Genomic DNA, 16577 nt, shown 5'->3' with positions numbered 1-16577 from the left:
GCAAGCAGTGTAAGAGAATCGGGGCATGCAGCAATCCACTTCCATGCCCCGCCCCTTGATTTTGGGCTCCACATCGCGTTACCGCCGCGAGTTGCTGGAGCGCCTGCGCCTGCCGTTCGATGTGTCGGCTCCGCATGTCGACGAAACCCCACTGCCCGGCGAAGCCCCGCGCGAGCTCGCGCTGCGCCTGGCATCCGCCAAGGCCCGCGCCGTGGCCGAACAATTCCCCCATGCCATCGTGATCGGCTCGGACCAGGTACCGGACCTGAACGGCAAACCCCTCAGCAAACCCGGGAATCACGAGCGCGCCACCGAGCAACTGCAGGAAATGCGCGGCCACGCCATGGTATTTCACACCGCCGTGTCGGTGGTCTGCCTTGAAACCGGTTTCAGCCAGGTCGATCTCGCGCCGGTGCATGTGCGCTTTCGTGACCTGAGCGATGCGGAAATCGAGCGCTATCTGCGCGCCGAGGAGCCGTATGACTGCGCGGGCAGCGCCAAGAGCGAAGGCCTCGGCATTTCGCTGCTCGACGCCATCGAAAGCGACGACCCCACCGCGCTCATCGGCCTGCCGCTGATCCGCACTTGCCAGATGCTGCGCGCCGCCGGATTGATGCTGCCATGAGTTCGCAAAGCCAATCCGTCAAAGGCACGCTGTATCTCGTTCCTGCACCGCTTGATTTCGGCTGCGACATTCAGGCCTCGCTCGAATCCGTACTGCCGCAAGGCACGTTGTTGACGGCGTCAAAACTCACCCACTGGATCTGCGAAAACGCCAAAAGCACCCGCGCGTATCTGAAGCGCATCGACGCCCTGCTCCCGCTGGCCGCTCCACTGCAGGAGCAGCAGATCACCGAGCTGCCGCGCGAAGTGCACAAAAAAGGCGATCACGGCGCAAAAGGCAGCGCGCAATGGGATGCCAAGCCGCTGCTGGCCGCCGCGCTCTCGGGCAGCGACATCGGCCTGATCAGCGAAGCCGGCATGCCCGCCGTGGCCGACCCCGGCAGCTCCGTGGTGCGCTCGGCGCATGATCTGGGCATCAAGGTCGTGCCTTTGGTGGGCCCGGTTTCACTGTTGCTCGCGATTGCCGCCAGCGGCTTGAACGGCCAGAACTTTGCCTTCGTCGGCTATCTGCCGCAGGACAACGCCGAGCGCGCCAAGCGACTGAAAGACTTGGAGACGCTGGCCGTCAAGCACAGCCAAAGCCAACTTTTCATCGAAACGCCCTACCGCAATGCCGCCATCTGGCAGGCGCTGCTGCAAGGACTGCAGCCCAACACCCGTCTGGCCATCGCCAGCGGATTGACGCTGGAGACCGCCAACATCCAGAGCCGCGCGGTCAACCAGTGGCGCAATCTGGCCTGCCCGGTGGACAACCGCACGCCAACGGTGTTTCTGATCGGCACCTGATCCGGCAAATCAATCCAACCCAATGAAAAACGGCGCGGCCTTTGAAGGCCGCGCCGTTTTTTGTTTTCAGCGAAATATTTCAGCGCAGTTGCAATGACGACGATTGCAGCGCCTTGGCCGCGCCCGCGCCCATCGCCGCACCAAAGCGCTTGACCAGTCGTTCGGCCACATTGTCCTTGCGGGTGTAGTCCACCACTTCCTCAGCCTTGACCACTTCGCGGGCGACGTAGTCGAGATTGCCCATCTTGTCGGCCAAGCCCATTTCGACGGCTTGCTGGCCCGTCCAGAACAGGCCGCTGAAGGTATCAGGCGTTTCCTTGAGGCGATCACCGCGACCGGCCTTCACGACCGTGATGAACTGCTGGTGGATCTGGTTGAGCATCTGCTGCGCATATTCGCGCTGGTGCTCGGTCTGTGGGCTGAATGGGTCAAGAAAGCCCTTGTTCTCGCCAGCAGTGAGCAGACGGCGCTCGACGCCCAGCTTTTCCATGGTGCCGGTGAAGCCAAAGCCATCCATCAGCACGCCGATGCTGCCGACGATGCTGGCCTTGTCCACATAGATCTCATCAGCCGCAGCAGCGATGTAGTACGCAGCGGACGCGCAGGTTTCCTCGACCACCGCGTAGACCGGCTTCTTGTGCTTGGCCTTCAGGCGCACGATTTCGTCGTTGATGATGCCCGCCTGCACGGGGCTGCCGCCCGGCGAATTGATCAGCAGCACAACGGCCTGCGCGCCCGAGTCCTCAAACGCGCTGCGCATGGCGGCGACGACGAATTCGGCGCTGGCTTCGTTGCCCGCGGCAATCTCGCCCTTGATGTCGACCACCGCCGTGTGGGGCGTGGTCTTGCTGGTGGAGCTGGTTTCCTTGGAGAACAGGATCACCGCGATGGTGGTGATCACCAGCAGCCAGGCCAGTCGCATGAAGTTGCGCCAGCGGCGGGCCGAGCGCTGCTCCTTGAGCGTGGAGAAAACCAGCTTTTCAAGCACATCGCGCTCCCATCCCGGCGCGCCGGATGCGGGCGCGGCCTTGGCAGATGCGGGTTTGCTGGCGGGCTCTGGACTGCCCCACAGATCCGGGGCGGCAGGCTCGGAGCTCTGTGACCCGGGGGAATCAGGACGCGTGGGATCAGTCATCTGTCAAAACTCTACTGGTTGCAAGTTATCTGCGGTGTGCCAGCGGACAATGCCCTCCGCCTCGCTGAGAGGGATCTTCACCAGGCCGCCACGGCACGGGCCGCCGCCGCACTCGCCCGTGTCGGGCCGATAGGCCGCGCCATGGGTTGCGCACAGCAGCCATTGGCCAGTGTCGTCGAAAAACTGATCCGGCTGGTAGTCCATTTCCATGGGGACATGCGTGCAGCGGTTGAGAAAAGCGTGCACCCGGCCCTCGAAGCGGATCGCGAACGCGCGGCAGTTTTCGCCCGCAAAGCGCACATCGAACGAAACAGCGCGCCCGCCATCCGCCAGCTCTGTGCTGGCGCAAAGTTCGATGCTGGAATTGCCTTCAGTTGTGTTCATGCTGTAGTCACCGTTTGGTCACGCATTGTTCAACAACCACTGATGCAAATTAGCAACAGTTTCGGCCACATACAGCGGATGGAACTCGGCAAAGCCGTCTGTGTCGTGCGCGCCGTAGGCCACGCCGACGCTCGCACAACCAGCCAGCACGGCCATTTGCAGGTCGTGCGTGGTGTCGCCGATCATCAGCGTGCGTTCGGGCTCGATCCCCCATTGCTCCATCAGCTCATTGAGCATCTGCGGATGCGGCTTGCCCGCCGTTTCGTCGGCCGTGCGCGAGCCGTCGAACACGCCGTGCAGTTCCTTGGAATCCAGTACGTGATCGAGCCCACGGCGGCTCTTGCCGGTGGCCACCGCCAGCAGATAGCCGCGTTGGCGCAGGTCGTCGAGCATGGGCATCACGCCGTCGAACAGGTTCAGGTCGTCGTGGTGCTGGAGGTAGTGATAACGGTAGCGATTGCTCAGCTCGGGGTATTTCTCGGGCGGCACGTCGGGCGCCGCCTTGGCAAGCGCAGGCTCCAGCGCCATGCCGATCACCCAGGCGGCATCCTCGTCGCTGGGCACGGTGCCGCCCACGTCGCGAACAGCCTCCTGAATGCTCCGCACGATGCAGGCGGTGGAGTCGTACAGCGTGCCATCCCAGTCGAAGGCGATCAGGTCAAAGCGTCGGTGATGTGGTTCAGACATTGGAGGAAGCAGGTTCGGTACTCAGAAAATCGGCCAGTTCGGGTGGCAACTCGGCACGCAGCTCGCACCGCTCGCTGGTCGCCGGGTGATTGAACTGTAGCCGCCATGCATGAAGAAACATGCGTTTGAGCCCCTGCTTCTGCAGCCGCTTGTTCAGATCGAAGTCGCCGTACTTGTCGTCGCCCGCAATCGGGTGGCCCTGACTAGAGAGATGCACACGGATCTGGTGCGTGCGTCCGGTCTTGATGGTGACTTCGAGCAGACTCATCGCGGGCAGCCCCTGCATGGGACGCGGCGCGTAGGTCGAGCGAACCTTCACCAGCGTGATCGAGCGCATGCCGTCCGGGTCTTCCTTGGTGGTGGTGCGCACGCGGCGCTCGCCGTCTTCCTGCAGATATTTGTGCAGCGGCGTGTCGATCACCTTGAGCTTGGCCGGCCAGGCGCCGGTCACCAGCGCCAGATAGGTCTTGCCGGTCTCGCGCTCGCGGAACTGGTCCTGCAGCGCCACGAGCGCCGAGCGCCGCTTGGCGACCAGCAGAATGCCCGAGGTTTCGCGGTCGAGCCGGTGCACCAGTTCCAGAAACTTGGCCGTGGGCCGCGCCTGCCGAAGCTGCTCGATCACGCCGAAGCTCACGCCGCTGCCGCCATGCACGGCCACGCCGGCCGGCTTGTCGATGGCGATGATCTGGTCGTCTTCCAGCAACGCAGGAAATTCCCTAGGTGGCGCGGGGCGTTCGGCCTTCTCGGCGATTTTTTCGGAAACCCGAACGGGCGGCACGCGCACCAGGTCCCCTGCTTCGACCCGGGTATCTGCGCTCGCGCGCCCCTTGTTCACCCGCACTTCGCCACTGCGAATGATGCGGTAGACAAGGGTTTTGGGAACGCCTTTGAGCTGGCGTATCAGAAAGTTATCCAGGCGTTGACCGGCATATTCCGCATCGACTTCAACGATGCGTACTGCCGATGTGGCTATTGGGGCGGCCTGTTTTGCCGGTTTGCCCTCTATAATGTGTTTCACCGTGCGACACGCAGTGTCGCTCTGCGTCGGTTCAACCCTTGACAACCGAACGGCTGTTCTCTCCAAAGGAGACGGCTTAGGGTACATACTTTTCAATCTGTCGTTTAATCGCTTCGGCATTTTCGACATCCGTCATTGAATACCAGCATGCTGGTCATTCTAGTCTGCTTGGTAGTTCCTACAGGGCTGCCTTGCTTCGCCATGGCTCTACGCAATCCGTAGATAAACATGGTGAACGCTTCAAAGACAGCTACCACACGTAGCTAACTGATGAAATCCGATGAATCCAACAACTACATCCCTGATGCGGTGTGGAATCGTCTTGCGTGTACAAACTTGACAATCAATTGATCAGTATTCCGCAGAGCGTAAGCTCTGATCTGCCTTGTCGCACACCCAGCAATGGGCCGCTGCGACCTCATGTACGACCATGAGTAGCCTACGGTGGCATGCAGCAGCAGCAATGCAGTTGTGTGAAGCTCACCTGACAACGTAACCCCGCGAAAGCGGTGAACCTCACTCGCAAGATGAGGTTTGGACACTGCCAGCAGAAAGGCGGTCGAGGTGCCAGGCTAGTTCCAAATGGACAACGTAAAGTGAATCATCGCCCGAACCTGGGTAAACATTGAATGGCCAAATCTGCTGATAGGCCATAACCAAAAGGTACGTTGCAGGCTGTGTGAGTGGTGAATTCACACACGTCGTCACATCGCAACTCCAGGAAAGATGAGTCCTAACCGGATAGACATGTAGCGATGGGAATCGTCCATGTCGGCAGATCAGGGAACGTGGTAAGCCCCACTATTCGCCAGCGTGTGTAAACGCGCGGGCAGGGAAGCCGCAAGGCAACCTGTTGGATGAGGGGGTATGGGATCGTGGAAAAAGCGAATGGCTACCTGTAATCGGCGGCATAGGGGTTCAAGATTTGCCCTGACGTGAAAGCGTGCCCACTTCCACTTGGTGCAACCGTCGTTGACGACTGCAATAGTTCAAACCGCCCCGAAGGGATGTGCTTCATCCCTTCGGGGGAGAAGTGCGTCTTCCGAAGGGGTTAACCCGGAAAGAGGAAAGCATGAGAAAAATCACCTCCGGTGGTTCTGCGTCCTCACGCGAGCCGCAAGACTGGCATGCCATTGATTGGCATCGAGTCGAGCAGTTCGTGCGAACGACTCAGCAACGTATAGCGAAGGCTACGCTGGAAAAAGATTGGCGCAGGGTGAAAGCCTTGCAACGGTCTTTGAACCACTCCTTTTCTGCCAGAGCTCTGGCAGTGAGGCGAGTGACTGAAAACCAAGGCAAGCGAACGGCAGGGGTCGACCGCCAGCTTTGGGAAACTCCTGCCCTGAAACGGGCGGCGACTGATAGATTGAAGCAGCAAAGAGGCTACAGACCTCTTCCGCTAAGGCGGGTCTACATCCCCAAAGCGAACGGAAAGGAACGCCCTCTGGGCATCCCGACCATGTTCGACCGGGCAATGCAGGCTCTGCACTTATTGGGGCTTGAACCAGTGGCAGAAACCACGAGCGATCCGAACAGCTACGGCTTCAGGAGAAACCGCTCAACGGCAGACGCCATGGGACAAATATTCGTCTGCACTTCCCAGCGGGTCTCGGCTCGATGGGTGCTGGAGGCGGATATTCAAGGTTGTTTCGATCACATCAATCACGAATGGCTGGTGAGTCATGTTCCCATGAACAAGACGATCCTGCGAAAGTGGTTGAAAGCCGGAGTGGTCCACAAGGGCCGCCTGTCGCCGACCGATGAAGGAACGCCGCAAGGCGGAATCATCTCGCCAACCTTGGCGAATATGTGTTTGAACGGGCTGGAAACCGACCTGATGGCGCACTTGGTGGCGCAGCACGGGAAGTCAAAGCTCAAAGGGCTCAAAGTCAATGTGATCCGGTACGCCGACGATTTTGTCATCACCGGTTGCTCTCAAGAGCTTCTGGAAGAAGAAATCAGGCCATGGGTAGAAGCGTTCCTCGCACAACGGGGTCTGCGACTATCGCTGGAAAAGACGAAAGTCATACACATCGACAAAGGCTTCGATTTCTTGGGATGGAACTTCCGCAAATACAACGGGAAGTTACTCATCAAACCGAGCAAAAAGAATGTGCAAGCGTTCTACCGCAAGGTCAGGGAGATCGTCAAAACGCATTCATCAGTGAAGCAGGAAGATCTCATCGCTCTACTCAACCCAGTCCTTCGGGGCTGGGCGCAGTACCACCGCCCGGTGGTGGCGAAAGAAACCTTCAATCGGATGGACCACCTGATTTACTGGCGACTCGTGCGCTGGGCGAGAAGGCGGCATCCGAATAAACCCCGCCCTTGGTGCAAAAGCCGTTACTGGCAAAGCATCAGGGACCGGGATGAGTTTGCTGCAACTATACGGACGGAGGATGGTCCCTTCCCGGTCAAACTGTTGAGGCTTGCCGAGACAGAGATCGTGAGACACGAGAAGATCAAAGGGGGCTACAACCCGTTTGATCCATCGTGGGAGGTGTATGGAGAACAGTTGAGGACGAAACGTATGCTCAAGAGCATCGCGCATAAGGCCGAAACCGTGCAACTGTATGTATCCCAAGCAGGGCACTGCGCCTTGTGTACGGAACCTCTGGACTATGACAGCGGATGGCACGAACATCACCTTGTTCACAAGGTGCACGGCGGGTCAGAAGCCCTTTCAAATCGGGTGCTTTTGCATCCGGCTTGTCACGTAAGAGTGCATGCCTTAGGCCTACACGTAGCGAAACCGGCCTCTAGAAAGAAGCCCTGAGTTCAACTTTCAAATCTTGACATAGAATGTCCCAATGAGGTTGGACATGTTGTGCTTGAGCCGGATGCGGTGAAAGTCGCAAGTCCGGTTCTAAGGGGGGGATGGTTCAGCAATGAACTGTCCCTACCCGCCTGCGCGACGAATGTGTAAGTGGTTGATTTGTCTGGAGTTTAGTCCACCCAGCCCAGTGAGTCGCGCAGTATGGTTGATGCCCATAGGCGTCCTACGCGTAAAAATTGTTGGCGATTGCCCGTTTAAAACCCGTTGGATGTCAGTGGCTAACACATTGAAACACTGAATACGGAATCTGAGTTGGTCCCGGCCTGGATATTGTGAGGCGCGGTGACCAGCGGACAAAGCGATAACAAATATGTGGATTTTGACGGCCTGGATCATGTCACTGAGTCAAAGGTTCAAGCCTTTGGCAGTGGCGTTGCCTGCGCCGCAATCTTTCATTCGGATCGTGCCCAAGGCTGTTTTCTTCACGGTAAAGCAGCGCGCGTTCCGCTTCGCCTTCATCCATGCCCCCCCTTTGCGCCCGACGCGCCAGTCATTGATACCACTTTGACGCGTCGGCCGTAGAACTTCGGCAATTCCTTTCGTTTCTCTGCGTTGGCCAGGCATTGGCGGCTCCTTGAGTGAGCCTGTTTTTGTCATGGAACTTTGGCGGGGCGAGCAGCTTGCGATCACGCAGCGCGTCGGCCCGCATACAACAACGAGAAGGAAACGCATCATGAAACGGATGCTCATCAACGCCACGCAGCCCGAAGAACGCCGCTTGGCCATCGTCGACGGCCAGAAGCTGCTGGACTACGAAATCGAGATCGAGGGACGCGAACAACGCAAGGGCAACATCTACAAGGCGGTCGTGACCCGCGTGGAGCCCTCGCTGGAAGCCTGTTTTGTGGACTACGGCGAAGACCGCCACGGCTTCCTGCCCTTCAAGGAAATCTCCAAGCAATATTTCGCCGAAGGCGTCTCGCCCAGCCAGGCCAAGATCCAGGACGTGATCCGTGAAGGCCAGGAACTGATCGTTCAGGTCGAAAAGGAAGAACGCGGCAACAAGGGCGCGGCTCTCACCACCTTCATCTCGCTGGCGGGCCGCTACGTCGTGCTGATGCCCAACAACCCCCGTGGCGGTGGCGTCTCGCGCCGCATCGAGGGCGAAGACCGCGCCGAACTCAAGGAGGCGATGGACCAGCTCGAGTACCCCAAGGGCATGTCCATCATCGCGCGCACCGCCGGCATCGGCCGCACTGCGCCCGAACTGCAGTGGGACCTGAACTACCTGCTCAAGCTGTGGACCGCCATCGACGGCGCTGCCAAGTCGGGCCGTGGCGCGTTCCTGATCTATCAGGAATCGAGCCTTGTGATCCGCGCGATCCGCGACTATTTCAACGGCGACATCGGCGACATCCTGATCGACACGGACGACATCTTCGAGCAGGCTCACCAGTTCATGGCGCACGTGATGCCCGAGCACGCGAACAAGGTCAAGCGCTACCGCGATGACGCGCCGCTGTTCAGCCGCTTCCAGATCGAGCACCAGATCGAATCGGCCTACTCGCGCGTGGTGACCCTGCCTTCCGGCGGCGCCATCGTGATCGACCACACCGAAGCGCTGGTGTCGGTGGACGTGAACTCGGCCCGCGCCATCAAGGGCGGCGACATCGAAGAGACCGCCACCCGCACCAACCTCGAAGCCGCCGACGAAGTGGCCCGCCAGATGCGCCTGCGCGATCTGGGCGGCCTGATCGTGATCGACTTCATCGACATGGAAGAGTCGAAGAATCGCCGCGAAGTGGAAAACCGCCTGCGCGACGCGCTGCGCCAGGACCGCGCCCGCGTGCAGTTCGGCTCGATCAGCAAGTTCGGTCTGATGGAAATGAGCCGTCAGCGCCTGAAGCCCGCGCTGTCCGAAGGTGCGCACATCAACTGCCCACGCTGCGGCGGCTCCGGCCACATCCGCGACACGGAAAGCTCGGCGCTGCAGATCCTGCGCATCATCCAGGAAGAGTCCATGAAGGACAACACCGCCGCCGTGCACTGCCAGGTGCCGGTGGAAGTGGCCTCGTTCCTGCTCAACGAAAAGCGCACCGAAATCGCCAAGATCGAACTCAAGCAGCGCGTGAACGTGCTGATGATTCCGAACAAGTCGCTCGAAACGCCGCACTACAAGCTCGAACGCCTGAAGCACGACGACCCGCGTCTGGAAGACCTGCAGTCGAGCTACCAGCTCGCCGAAGAAGTCGAAGACCAGACCAAGGTGACACGTCGCTCGCAGGAGCCGACCAACAAGCAGACTCCTGTCATCAAGGGCGTGCTGCCCGATGCACCCGCTCCGCAGGTCGAGCCACGCCCCGACGCAGCCGCTCGCGCCGCAGCCCGCGCCAACGGTCAGCAGCAACGCACCAGCGCTGGCACAGGCGCACCTGCCGCACCGGCTCCAGCGCCCACGCCCGCTCCGGCAGCGCCTGCACGTCCGCAGGAAATGGGCTTCATCGCTTGGATCAAGAGCCTGTTCGGCTTTGGCCCGGCCCCAGCGCCCGTGGCAGCTCCCGCACCGGTGGCAGCCCCCGCACCAGCCGCCGAAGGCCGCGAACCGCGCCGTGAAGGCCGTGGCAACAACGACCGCCGCCGTGGTGGCGAGCGCAACGGCAACCGTGATGGCAACCGCGACGGAAATCGTGAAGGTGGCCGCGATGGCAACCGCAACGAGGCCGCCAACGGCGAATCGCGCAACGAAGGCCGCAACGGTCGCCGCAATGATCGCAACGCCAACGGCGAGCCCCGTCAGCCACGCGAAGGCAGCGAAGGTCGCAACAACGACCGCCGCAACGAGCGCGGTGGTGAACGCAGCGAGCGCCCAGAAGGCGAAAACCGCCGCGAACCACGCAACGGCCGTGACCGCAACAACAACGAGCAACGCAATGCGAACCCCGCCATGGACGCCTCGACAGGCGCTGCGCAGGACGACGCATCCGCAATGAGCGGAGATCGCCCACGTCGTGAACGTGGCGAGCGCGGTGATCGTGGTGGCGAACGAGGTGGTGACCGCGGAGAACGCGGCCAACGTGGCGAGCGCCGTGAACGCGGCGAACGCGCTCCGCGCACCATCGACGCCAACGCCGCAGCACCTGTGGCGGACGCCCAGTCGTTGCTGCTGCCCATGCCCGACATCGACTTGTCGCTGAACAGCGGTGCAGCCGACGTCAACGCAGAAGGCACGTCGACGACTCCGGCTGCCGACGGCGAGCGCCGCGAGCGCCGCTCACGCGACCGTTATGGCCGTGATCGTCGCGGTCGCAACAACGGTGGTGCCGAAGGTGGCACCGACGCAGGAGCACCCGCATCCGACACGCAAGACAATGCGGTGATCGCCGCGACGTCGACGGAAACCGTGGTTGCGTCCGACGCCTCCACGTCGTCTGAAGAGCCCGCACGCCGCAGCTACTTCTCGCAGACCACCACCACGGTCGCGGCAGTGGCAGCCGAGCCTGCGCCTGTTGCCGCTCCAGCACCTGCAGCCGCACCGGTGGCAGCACCGGCTCCCGTGCAGGAAGCCGCGCCAGCCACCATCGTGGTCTCGCCATCCGCAGAAGCCATCGTGGTTCCGGCCGCGCAGCCTGTGGTGGTCGCCAAGGTCGTCAATGTGGTCGCAGAAGTGGCTCAGGAAGTCGGCATGCCGCGCATTGGCAGCTACCAACTGCCGATGCAGTCGCTGAACGATCTGGCAAGCGCTTCGGGCCTGCAGTGGGTGAACTCCGACGCGGACAAGATCGCAACCGTCCAGGCCGCCATCGCTGCCGAACCCAAGCCGGTGCATGTGCCGCGCGAGCGTCCTCCGGTCGTGGTGACCGACGAAGGCCCGCTGGTGCTGGTCGAAACCCGCCGCGACCTGAGCGAAATGCGCCTGCCGTTCGATCAGGAACAGCAACAACAGCAGCAGTAAAAAGCGCTCGCTGAAGCCCGGAACCAATCAATCCGGGCGGTCCAAAGCCAGACACCCCGAACGCCTTGCGGCATGTCGGGGTGTTTTTCATGGTGCGTGCAAATCGCGCTGCAATGCCTCGATCAGGGAATCAACCTGTCGTGCCGTGACGAAATCCAATTGCAGGCGAAAATGCAGCCATGCTGTTTCTCCTCTCCCCCGCCAAGTCGCTGGATTACGACACGCCGCTGCCGCCCGAACTCGCACACACCCAACCGCAGTTCGTGCCCGATTCACAAAAGCTGATCGACGTGCTCAAGCAGAAGTCGCCGCAGGAAATCGCGTCGCTCATGAGCATCAGCGACACGCTCGCCGGTCTGAACGTGGCGCGTTACGCGGCCTGGAGTCCCAAGTTCACGGCCAAGAATTCGCGTCAGGCCGTGATGGCATTCAACGGCGATGTGTACGAGGGCCTGCAAGCGCAAAAGCTGTCTGCCGATGAACTGACCTGGGCACAGGACCATGTGGCGATTCTGAGCGGCCTGTACGGCGTTCTGCGCCCACTGGACCGCATGCAGCCTTATCGTCTCGAAATGGGCACACGCCTTGAAACCAGCGCCGGTGGCACGCTCTACAAGTTCTGGGGCAAGCGCATCGCCGAGTACCTGAACAAGCGGCTGCAGGCCGACACCACGCCCGTCGTGGTCAATCTGGCGTCGCAGGAATATTTCAAGTCGGTGGATCTGAAGACCCTCAAGGCCCGTGTGATCGAATGCGTGTTCGAGGACTTCAAGAGCGGCCAGTACAAGATCATCAGCTTCTACGCCAAGCGCGCACGTGGGCTCATGGCGCGTTACGCCATCGAGAACCGCGTCACCACGCCGCACCAGCTCGAAGCCTTTGATCTCGAAGGTTATGCTTTGCACTCTGCATCCTCCTCGCCCGAGCGGCTGGTGTTTCGCCGCAAGCTCGCGGAGAATTGAGGAAGTAAACCGCCACACACAAGACGAAGGAACCCGAGCACCATGCCTTCCACTTCGACCACCCAGAACCGCGTCGCCACCAAGCAGCAGCAACCCATCACGCCCGAGTTGCGCCAGTGGATCATTGCGCAGGCGCAGGCAGGCTTTGCCGCGCCTTCGCTGCTCAAGTCGATGACCGATTCGGGCTGGAAAGAAGACGTCGCCATCGATGCGCTCGAAGTCGTGCTGCGCGAGCATCTCAACGCGGTCGCCGTGCAGAACGGTCTGCCCACAGCCACCCCGGTTCCCGAGCCGCAGCTTGAAGAGTCGCCGCTGTTCGTCGATGTCGGTGATCGTCAGGTGGAAGTGCTGCTGGAAATCGCCAATCCGCGCATCGTGCTGTTCGGCAACCTGCTCTCGCGCGAGGAATGCGAAACGCTGATCGGCGAAGCCAAACCCCGCATGGCGCGCTCCAAGACGGTGGAGACCAAGACCGGCGGCGAAGAGGTCAACGCCAGCCGCACCAGCGAAGGCATGTTCTTTCAGCGCGGCGAAAACGAGATCGTCAAGAAGCTCGAAGCCCGCATCGCCAAGCTCGTGAACTGGCCGCTTGAAAACGGCGAAGGCCTGCAGATCCTGCACTATGGTCCCGGCGCGGAATACAAGCCCCACTACGACTATTTCGACCCGGCCGAACCCGGCACCGCCACCATCATCAAGCGCGGCGGCCAGCGCGTCGGCACGCTCGTGGTCTATCTGAACAACCCGACCAAGGGCGGCGGCACGGTGTTTCCCGACATCCACCTCGAAGTCGGTCCGCGCCAGGGCAATGCGGTGTTCTTCAGCTACGACCGTCCGCACACCAGCACCAAGACGCTGCATGGCGGCTCGCCGGTGATCGAGGGCGAAAAGTGGATCGCCACCAAATGGCTCAGGCAAGGCGAATTTGTCTGAGCCCTCCCCATTTTTTCTATCTGCAATGTCATCCTCCCCAGAACAATCCCCGCTCGGCAAATCATCCGCCTATGCGGACCAATACGACGCCACGCTGCTCTTCCCCATTCCGCGCGAGACCAAGCGCAAGGAGATCGGTGTGGACGACAAGGCTCCGCCCTTCTTCGGAGCCGATCTGTGGACGGCGTATGAAGTCTCGTGGCTCAACGCCAAGGGCAAGCCGCAGGTGGCGCTCGCGCACTTCACCATTCCGTGCGAGAGCCCGAACATCGTGGAGAGCAAGTCGTTCAAGCTGTACCTCAACAGCTTCAACAACAGCCGTTTCACCAGCGTGGAAGAAGTGCGCGACGCCATCCGCGCCGATGTGAGCGAAGCCGTCTGGCGCGGCAGCGATGCACCGCGCACGATTGGTTTGAAACTGGTGCTGGCCGAAGGCTTCGAGACCGAACGGATGGGCGAGTTGAGCGGCCTGCTGCTGGACCGCCTCGACATCGAATGCGATCAGTACACGCCCGATCCTTCGCTGCTGACAGCCAACCATGATGAAGCGCCCGTGAGCGAAGAACTGGTGAGCCATCTGCTGAAAAGCAATTGTCTCGTGACCGGCCAGCCCGACTGGGGCAGCGTGCAGATCAGCTACAGCGGCGCGCAGATCGATCAGGCGGGGCTGCTCCAATACATTGTGAGTTTTCGCAATCACAACGAGTTTCATGAGCAGTGTGTGGAGCGGATCTTCATGGATATCTGGGCTCGGTGCAAACCGATCAAGTTGTCGGTTTATGCGCGGTATACGCGGCGGGGTGGGTTGGATATCAATCCTCTGCGGACCAGCCATCCGCAGGCACTGCCCAAGAATTTGAGGAATGCGCGGCAGTGAGTCTTTTTTCAACCTTCGGCTGAGGGGTTGAGTTGGGCTGGCCGGGAGTTCCGCCCGGCGGCGGAGTAACTTTTTGCTTGCGCCAAAAAGTCACCAAAAATCGCTTTGAATACCTCCGGCAGAACTCGACTTCGCGCTGCGCGCTCCGCTCGGACAACCGCCGGAAGTCAGTTTTGAAGAGGTGGTTACGGCACTTCGCTTCGCTCGTGCCTGTTTAGAAAAGCGACGCGCTTTCGCCGCTTCTCTTTTCTTCTAGTGCTTGCTCTACTTCATCTTGTGGGAGCAGGTTTCCTACTCGCACTCCGAGCAATCGAAGTCGCTTTTGCAGGGGTACGCGCTTCAAGCACTGGCCTGCGTATTTCCTGATCGTTGCGGCATCCTGCGTGTGGATGTCTATGGTTTGGTCGCGTGTGGCGATTTTGAAATCGTCGTAACGCAGTTTGATTCCTATGGTTTTTCCGGCGTAGCCTTTGCGCTTCAGGTCGGCCGCCACTTGCACGCAGAGTTCGGTGAAGATGCGGCCCAGTTCGGCCTTGTCGTGCACGGCATGCAGGTCGCTGTCGAAGGTGGTTTCGCGGCTCATGGAGACGGGTTCGCTTTCGGTCACCACCGGGCGGTCGTCGCGGCCCCAGGCGGTGTCGTGCAGCCATGCGCCGTAGCTTTTGCCGAAGTGGGCGATCAGCCAATCGCGGGGTTTGGCTGCCAGTTGGCCTATGGTTTCTATGCCGTGGTCCTTGAGTCTGGCGTCCGCTTTGGGACCTACGCCATTGATCTTGCGGCAGGCCAGCGGCCAGATCATGGGTTCCAGATCGCTCTCGTGCACGATGGAGATGCCGTTGGGCTTGTTGAATTCGCTGGCCATCTTGGCGATCAGCTTGTTGGATGCTACGCCAATCGAGCAGGTCAAACCCGTCGCATCGTGAATCGTCTTCTGCATCAGGCGCGCGAGCACCCTGCCTGCTTCGCGCTGGCCTCCGGGCACGTCGGTGAAGTCAATGTAGACCTCGTCCACGCCGCGATCTTCCATGCGCGGGGCGATGGACAGAATGATGTCCTTGAACTGCCGCGAGAACTTGCGGTATTGCGCGAAATCCACCGGCAGCATGATGGCCTGCGGACACAGCCGCGCGGCCTTCATCATGCCCATGGCCGAGCCCACGCCGAACTGCCTTGCGGCATAGGTGGCCGTGGTGATCACGCCGCGCCCGACATAGTCCTTGAGCAAAGGGAATTCGGCCACCGGAATCTCGTCAAGCCGGTCGCCATACCGGGCGACCAGCGCATCATCTTCCGAGCGTCGCCCGCCGCCAATCACCACCGGCAGCCCCTTCAATTGCGGATAGCGCAGCAACTCCACGGACGCGTAGAACGCGTCCATGTCGAGGTGGGCGATACGGCGAATGGGCTGCTCTGGAGATGGCACAGCCGCTATTGTTGCCGCAATGGGGCGGCGTTTTCAACGCAGGGGAAATCAGCTTCCCAGCGAGCAGATCAGCACCAGTCCGACCAGCACCAGCGAGATGCCGATCTTCTCGGGCCGCGAGAACGATTCGCTGAAAAACTTGCGCGAGACGATGTAGCTGAACACCACCTCCACCATGCCGAGGGTCCTTACCGATGCGGCGCTCTGCATGGCATAGGCAGTGAACCAGGCGAGCGACGCGGCCGCGCCCATGGAGCCGGCGATCATGGAAATCTTCCAGGCACGAAACAGCGGTGCAAGACCGCGCTCGGTCTTGAACTGCACCCATGCGCCAAGGCCAATGGTCTGCATGGCCTGCGCAAACAGCACGCCCCATGCACCGGACAGCCATGGCGTTTCGGCGTTCAGCTCAATGGCCGCGCCGCGAAAGCCGATGGTCGCGATTGCAAAGCAGGCACCGCAGATGACGCCGTACATCGCCGACTTGCTGAACCATGCAGAAAGCGAAAACAGTTGCCCGCGCGGTGGCAGCGAAAGCAGAAAAACACCCACGGTCGCCAGCACCATGGCAAACAGCGCCCAAGGCGTGGGCAGCTCGTGCAGAAAAATCGCGCCGAACAAGGCCACCTGCAGCACCTCGGTTTTGGACAGCGTGATGGCGACTGCAAAGTTGCGCTCCTTCATCGCGAGCAGCAACGCCGCAGTCGCCGCCACCTGAAAGAACGCGCCCAGTGCAATCCAGCCGAAATAGGCACCGCTCATGTGGGGGGTCGACGGCGTCTGCGATGGCAGCACATACAGCAGCCACAGCCAGATGGCCGCGAACGGCAGGCCATACAGAAAGCGCACCAGCGTGGCCGAGAGCGTTCCCAGCTCCTGCGTGAGCGAGCGCTGCGCCGAGTTGCGCACGGTCTGCGCCAGCGCCGCAAACAGCACCACGGGCACCCACAGCCAAGCGTGTTCGGTCAGGATGGAGGCGGCTTGCGGAGCAGTGGACATGGGTGGGCAGACTTCAAGAAA

The 16577-nt window shown here is 61.0% G+C and carries 14 protein-coding genes; 7 read left to right on the top strand and 7 right to left on the bottom strand.

Annotated features, from left to right (window positions below):
- The first annotated feature begins 25 nt into the window (after nt 1-25).
- Complete coding sequence (locus G7048_RS17275; protein WP_166069325.1) at nt 26-625, top strand: Maf family nucleotide pyrophosphatase; 600 nt, start codon at nt 26-28, stop codon at nt 623-625.
- Complete coding sequence (locus G7048_RS17270) at nt 622-1410, top strand: SAM-dependent methyltransferase (protein WP_166069324.1); 789 nt, start codon at nt 622-624, stop codon at nt 1408-1410. The genes G7048_RS17275 and G7048_RS17270 overlap by 4 nt, the downstream gene beginning before the upstream one ends.
- Before the next feature lie 79 nt (nt 1411-1489).
- Here G7048_RS17270 and G7048_RS17265 read toward each other — a convergent pair whose 3' ends face one another.
- The 4 genes from G7048_RS17265 to G7048_RS17250 are packed head-to-tail and all read right to left on the bottom strand — an operon-like array spanning nt 1490 to nt 4634.
- Nucleotides 1490-2545, bottom strand: coding sequence for a S49 family peptidase (locus tag G7048_RS17265; RefSeq protein WP_166069323.1), 1056 nt, complete (start codon nt 2543-2545; stop codon nt 1490-1492).
- Nucleotides 2546-2548: 3 nt separating this feature from the next.
- Nucleotides 2549-2929: a Rieske 2Fe-2S domain-containing protein gene (locus tag G7048_RS17260; protein ID WP_166069322.1), complete on the bottom strand. Its 381-nt coding sequence runs from the start codon at nt 2927-2929 to the stop codon at nt 2549-2551.
- Between the two features lie 18 nt (nt 2930-2947).
- A complete protein-coding gene (locus G7048_RS17255; protein WP_166069321.1) occupies nt 2948-3616 on the bottom strand; it encodes an HAD-IIIA family hydrolase in 669 nt (222 codons plus the stop codon).
- On the bottom strand, nt 3609-4634 hold the full coding sequence (locus tag G7048_RS17250) for an RluA family pseudouridine synthase (RefSeq protein WP_166069320.1): 1026 nt from the start codon (nt 4632-4634) through the stop codon (nt 3609-3611). Before G7048_RS17250 ends, G7048_RS17255 begins: the two co-directional genes overlap by 8 nt.
- Before the next feature lie 1072 nt (nt 4635-5706).
- On the opposite strand from G7048_RS17250, the gene ltrA reads away from it, so the two are divergent.
- The gene (ltrA, locus tag G7048_RS17245) at nt 5707-7410 is read left to right on the top strand and encodes a group II intron reverse transcriptase/maturase (protein ID WP_166069319.1); all 1704 of its coding nucleotides are present in this window, start codon (nt 5707-5709) and stop codon (nt 7408-7410) included.
- A 405-nt stretch (nt 7411-7815) separates the two neighbouring features.
- Here the strand turns inward: ltrA and G7048_RS17240 are convergent, their stop codons facing one another.
- Complete coding sequence (locus G7048_RS17240) at nt 7816-8145, bottom strand: hypothetical protein (protein ID WP_166069318.1); 330 nt, start codon at nt 8143-8145, stop codon at nt 7816-7818.
- On the opposite strand from G7048_RS17240, the gene G7048_RS17235 reads away from it, so the two are divergent.
- The 4 genes from G7048_RS17235 (at nt 8144) to queF (ending at nt 14134) form a co-directional block, all read left to right on the top strand.
- Entirely contained in the window at nt 8144-11362 is a 3219-nt protein-coding gene (locus G7048_RS17235; protein ID WP_166069317.1) for an Rne/Rng family ribonuclease, read from the top strand. The genes G7048_RS17240 and G7048_RS17235 overlap by 2 nt on opposite strands.
- A gap of 179 nt (nt 11363-11541) precedes the next feature.
- Complete coding sequence (gene yaaA, locus G7048_RS17230) at nt 11542-12324, top strand: peroxide stress protein YaaA (protein ID WP_166069316.1); 783 nt, start codon at nt 11542-11544, stop codon at nt 12322-12324.
- 42 nt (nt 12325-12366) lie between these two features.
- On the top strand, nt 12367-13257 hold the full coding sequence (locus tag G7048_RS17225) for a 2OG-Fe(II) oxygenase (RefSeq protein WP_166069314.1): 891 nt from the start codon (nt 12367-12369) through the stop codon (nt 13255-13257).
- A gap of 25 nt (nt 13258-13282) precedes the next feature.
- Nucleotides 13283-14134, top strand: a complete 852-nt coding sequence (gene queF / locus G7048_RS17220) for an NADPH-dependent 7-cyano-7-deazaguanine reductase QueF (protein WP_166069313.1) — start codon at nt 13283-13285, stop codon at nt 14132-14134.
- A 214-nt stretch (nt 14135-14348) separates the two neighbouring features.
- Here queF and dinB read toward each other — a convergent pair whose 3' ends face one another.
- Together dinB and G7048_RS17210 are read right to left on the bottom strand one after the other, a co-directional pair.
- Nucleotides 14349-15512, bottom strand: coding sequence for a DNA polymerase IV (dinB, locus tag G7048_RS17215; RefSeq protein WP_166071030.1), 1164 nt, complete (start codon nt 15510-15512; stop codon nt 14349-14351).
- 93 nt (nt 15513-15605) lie between these two features.
- Nucleotides 15606-16556, bottom strand: a complete 951-nt coding sequence (locus tag G7048_RS17210) for a DMT family transporter (RefSeq protein ID WP_166069312.1) — start codon at nt 16554-16556, stop codon at nt 15606-15608.
- Nucleotides 16557-16577: the final 21 nt, after the last annotated feature.

It is taken from the genome of Diaphorobacter sp. HDW4B (assembly GCF_011305535.1).
Lineage (GTDB): Bacteria > Pseudomonadota > Gammaproteobacteria > Burkholderiales > Burkholderiaceae_C > Diaphorobacter_A.
The sequence above is the reverse complement of the archived record's forward strand: the minus strand, read 5'-3'. Positions and strand labels throughout refer to the sequence as shown.